The 4,517-nt window shown below is 51.5% G+C and carries 6 protein-coding genes; 4 read left to right on the top strand and 2 right to left on the bottom strand.

Annotated elements, in window-relative coordinates; translation table 11 throughout:
• Positions 1 to 200 (top strand): hypothetical protein (locus ABJI08_RS13075; protein WP_348402294.1); only part of this gene is annotated, 200 nt, incomplete at its 5' end.
• 134 nt (positions 201 to 334) lie between these two features.
• On the opposite strand, the gene tnpA is transcribed toward ABJI08_RS13075, so the two are convergent.
• A complete protein-coding gene (gene tnpA, locus ABJI08_RS13070) occupies positions 335 to 682 on the bottom strand; it encodes an IS200/IS605 family transposase (RefSeq protein ID WP_348402293.1) in 348 nt (115 codons plus the stop codon).
• A gap of 277 nt (positions 683 to 959) precedes the next feature.
• On the opposite strand from tnpA, the gene ABJI08_RS13065 reads away from it, so the two are divergent.
• The 3 genes from ABJI08_RS13065 (at position 960) to ABJI08_RS13055 (ending at position 4,166) form a co-directional block, all read left to right on the top strand.
• On the top strand, positions 960 to 1,934 hold the full coding sequence (locus ABJI08_RS13065) for an AraC family transcriptional regulator (protein ID WP_348402292.1): 975 nt from the start codon (positions 960 to 962) through the stop codon (positions 1,932 to 1,934).
• An 87-nt stretch (positions 1,935 to 2,021) separates the two neighbouring features.
• A complete protein-coding gene (locus ABJI08_RS13060) occupies positions 2,022 to 3,056 on the top strand; it encodes a DUF1254 domain-containing protein (RefSeq protein WP_348402291.1) in 1,035 nt (344 codons plus the stop codon).
• 39 nt (positions 3,057 to 3,095) lie between these two features.
• Positions 3,096 to 4,166, top strand: coding sequence for a DUF1214 domain-containing protein (locus tag ABJI08_RS13055; RefSeq protein ID WP_348402290.1), 1,071 nt, complete (start codon positions 3,096 to 3,098; stop codon positions 4,164 to 4,166).
• A 36-nt stretch (positions 4,167 to 4,202) separates the two neighbouring features.
• On the opposite strand, the gene ABJI08_RS13050 is transcribed toward ABJI08_RS13055, so the two are convergent.
• Positions 4,203 to 4,517, bottom strand: a 315-nt coding sequence (locus ABJI08_RS13050) for a hypothetical protein (RefSeq protein WP_348402289.1), incomplete at its 5' end; no start/stop codon positions are given.

Raw genomic sequence — 4,517 nt, 5'->3', positions numbered from 1 at the left:
CAACCGTTTCATGCTTTCCCCATAGGAAATCACACACCTCCCGCGGCCTCCTCCTAGTCAGGTTTCCCAACGCGGGCCACGCTCAGCACAAGCTGAAATCTCGCACCATGGCCCGCATCGAAAAACCTAAAACGAAGCCGCTGTTGGAGCGGTTCGACCCAATGACAGCTTTCGGCCCATTCCTGCCTTTCATCGGTTGATCTGGTGCTGCGGTGCAGCTTCCCCAGAACAGCCATTGGTGCATTGTGCAGTATTTTGGGGACGCTAAGTTCGGCGGAGCGGACAAAACCGCCGTTCGATCTAAGTGAAGGACTACCGGCTGACGCCGGTAGCATCATTTGGCGGAATGTAATTCCAGGTACAGCGTGATGATGTCGTCGGTAACATTTCCTGAGGTTGTCGAAAAGTATCCGCGTGCCCAAAACCGCCTGCTCCCGTGTCGCTTTCGCAACTCAGGGAACTCCATCTGGATGCGGCGCGACGAGCGTCTTTTAATGTGTTGCATGACGTTGGACAGGGACAGTTTTGGCGGGATCGACAGGAACATATGCACGTGATCCCGTACCAGCACGCCTTTCACGATATGGACGCCCAGTTCGGAGCAAGTTTGCATGATAATCTCGCGTATCCGCTCTCGCATAAGACCCTGCAGAACCTTGTATCGATATTTAGTGACCCACACGACGTGGAACCTGTGGTAGAATCGCGTGTACGCGGATGAGGAAGATCAATAACAGGTTCGCTGAAGCGGACCGGCTAGAAACCGGTGGCTTCGATCCATTAAGTGGAAAACTAAATTGAAGCCGCTTGGCCTTAAAGCTGCCGCTCATGAAGTCCACCTGCGTGGCAATTAGGAGCACCAGCTCATCGCAATCTGCGAACAGAATTGCCTCGACAAGCGCGGGCACTATTTCTCGACGTGAACCGCAGAACAATGTTATCTTCCGAGGATGCACAAATTGGACGGCCGAGAATTGGCCCCCCCTCAGGACAGTGCCTATGGTAAACTTGCGGTGTCTCGGATCGAAGACCTGGCACAGGCGGTGCTTGGATCTGGCTTGAAAGCACAACAGATGGACGCAGGACAGCTAAATGCTTGCCTCGCATTTGTGGCTACCCAGCGGATGGTTTGCACAACCGGGCTCTTAAACAGCAAAATTTCACTATCGGGAACGCTTTCCGAAACAGATATTACTCTGGGTGTTGGCCTCCAAATCACCGAAGGCTCGCTTCAGTGGCTGCATGGGATTGAGAGCGGTACAGTTGGTGTCTTTTTGCCGGGCGAAGAGCATGAAGCGCTTTACATGCCTGGATCTTTGTATCTTGGGTTAAGCCTATCTCGTGAGAGTCTGGCGTGGGAGGCGGAACAACTCGAGATTGTCATTGATCCTGAGTGTCTTGTCACAGGGCACCACCCACAGCAGCTGCAAAACTCCTTACTCAAACTGTTGCGCGTGCAAACCGCGGGTTTGCATCAGGACGGACAAGGGGCACTCCATCCTGCCGAAACCGCAAGCCTTGCTCTTGAAACATTGATTTCACATCTGGGCCGCGATCCTCATCAGATTTGTGGCGTGCCGTCGATACGCGGATTGGAGCATGTTGTTAAGCGTGCGATTGACTACATAAATGCACATGCGAACGAAAAGATCTCCATTGAAGAGCTTGCCTTGGCGTCCGGTGCATCCCGCCGAACGCTACACCGAGCTTTTGAAGTTATTCTGAGCGACACGCCGATAAAATTTATTAACCGTCACAAACTATATCTGATCCGTGATTTGTTGATGTCAGGCGAGAGGGCGTCGGTCAGCAAAACGGTTTCCAGCTTCGGTGTTACGGAGTTTGGCCGGTTTTCCTCCATTTACCGAAGCACGTTTGGCGAAACTCCTAAAGAAACTGCGCGCTCGGCCAGAAAAATTTTCATCTGCGCTTAAGATTGGCACAATCTGCATAGTTTCTGCCTGTCTTGCAGTGCTTAATGGCGTCCAGAAGTTAAATTTTTTATCAAGGGATCAAAAATCATGTTTCATTCTTTTTCAAGATTTTTCCAAGGAACAAGTTCTTTCACGATTGCTTTGACATTAAGCATGGCAGCGGCATCGCTAAATGCTCAGGAAATCGATGTGACGATGGACAACTATGTCGTCGCTGAATCTGACTGGTACTTTAACAATCAGCAGGAAAATGCCCCAGTAAATACCTTTGTTCACAACGGCCCAGTGAGCAAAGACGCGCAGGATGTAATTCGCTCCAATCGGGACGTTATGTATTCTCTTGCAGTTGTTGACATTTCAAAGGGTGCCACGTTGATCGTACCACCCCGCGCTGACTTTCAAATCATACACGTAATGGATGAAAACCACCTGTCCCATTTTGTGATCAAGGCCGGTGAAAGTCGGACCATCACCCCAGAAGACGTGACAGGTGGCACGTATGTGTATCTATTGGCGCGGACAAAAATCACCGACGACCTTGAGGAATCCCTCGCGGCTCAACGTGCAATGAAAATTGAGGCCAACTCGGCAGTTCCATACCCCGCAAAGGGCTTCCGGAGCGAAGACGTGGAAACCTTCCGCAACAAGCTCGTTCAGGAGTTTGCCGATGGAAAAGCTAAAATAATCGAACATGAATCTTTCGGAGCCACGATGGATGATGTCGATCCGACAAGCTACATATATGCTGCTGCGGTGGGTTGGGGTGGCCTGCCTGCTGATACAGCGCAATACCTCTCGGCGGTTGCGGGCCAAGGAGACGCTGATTGCCAGCGCTATACCTTACCGAAACCCAACCTTGATTGGGCGGGCGGTGGCTTCTTTTCTTTGACAACCTATGACACTGCGGGCTGGATTGTAGAGGATGATTTCTACATCGGCCATGAGAATATGCAGGACGACGGTGACTCCTACTCAATCTATCTGAACTGTCCGGATCAACCCAACAGCCTGACGGTTCAGAAAGGATGGACTGGTATTGTTCGGATGTACCTACCAATCGATGTGCAGGAGACAATCGACTACATCGATTCGATCCGCAGCATTGCGCCTGAAAAACAGTGAGCCTCGCGATCAAAAAGGATGGCCCAATTGCAGAAGAATTTGAAACTTACGACAGGGGCACTGCTCCTCATCACCCTCGCTCCGTCGGTTGTCATCGGCGCACCATTCGATACAATTCCCCCGATCCAGTCTGACGGTTGGGCTGCGGACCCACATAACCACGGTATGTCGCCAGAGGAATTCATCCGCGCGGAGTCGCTTCACTTCATGTCCGGGATGGCTGAACGCGAAGGGATCAATAACTTTTACCACTTTCAATCGCTTGCGAGAGCCGAGGATAAATGGGTCGTCAGCCCGAATAACGACGTCATCTATTCGATGGGGATTGTGGATGCATCCGAGGGCTTTACGCTCCACATGCCTGACACAGGCAACCGGTTCCTCACAGCGCAGATCGTCAGTGAAGAACACATGAGCCAGCAGTTGGTGGGAGGTGGAACATATTCCTTTGATCCTGGGCATTTTCCCGGCGGCCACGTCGCAATTGGCGTCCGTATCGGCACAGATGCATCTGAAGAAGATGTTAAGTATATCCTCGAAACACTGCATCCGCAGTTGCAAATAGAAGCGACAGCCGCCGCGCCCGTTTCGACCTATGACGAAGTCGCGATGTTGGCAGTGCGTGATGCCATGATGCTGGAATACGACAAAATGTCGGACACCTTCGGATTGATGACCGACGACATCACCAAGGTTGCGGACTGGGAGCGGTTCACATACGCCACCGCGGGCGCATGGGGCTTGGCCGCAGATGAATACGCGATGTATGCGCCTTATGCCCTTCAAAATGCCAAATCTGACACCTGCTATGTCGCAACTTACGATCAGCCGATCGTGAGCCAGTTTTGGTCAATCACGGCCTACAACAGTGAAAAATACCTCATGGCGAATGAGAATAACATCGTGAACACCGGCAACGCCACATTGAACGAAGACGACACCTTCACAGTGCATTTTGGTTCTAAAGAGGCGTGCTCGGATGTGCAGGACATCAAGAATTTCATTCTGACGACTGAAGACAACTGGGCATTCCTGATGCGCGCTTACGAACCTAATGTCTCCGCCTTCTACGAGTATCAGATACCCGAGATTGTCCCCGTCGCCAAATAGTCAATCTTAACGTAGAGGGCCGGGACAGCGTTTTGTTCACGGCTCTCTACCAATTTTTGCAAATAGGCCCGCGAGTGGGTCACTAACCCGATTGTTCCAATGCCTTTGCAATGTCATCAAAGGTATTTCTGACCTTGATGTCGCACCTGTGGCGAAAGTCTTCTTTTGCAATTTTTGTTTGGATGCTACGATCTGAATCAATGGCAACTTTGGGCTCAGTGCCGTCGTTCCGGTCCATGCTGTCGTGCGGCCGCTTCCAACCGCCGAATGTCCGAGATTCTGGTCACGCCTTTGAAATGGGTGGAATATCTGCGTTTCCGGAATGGCAGCTTCCGGGGCACGATTCAAACT

Origin of the sequence: Shimia sp. (assembly GCF_039969785.1) — a bacterium.
Classification (GTDB): domain Bacteria; phylum Pseudomonadota; class Alphaproteobacteria; order Rhodobacterales; family Rhodobacteraceae; genus Shimia.
This window is presented reverse-complemented; position numbering and strand designations above follow the sequence as displayed.

Bases quoted from the DNA above. Each gene is read 5' to 3' on its own strand.
- ABJI08_RS13060 (WP_348402291.1), top strand. From the start codon at position 2,022: ATGTTTCATTCTTTTTCAAGATTTTTCCAAGGAACAAGTTCTTTCACG.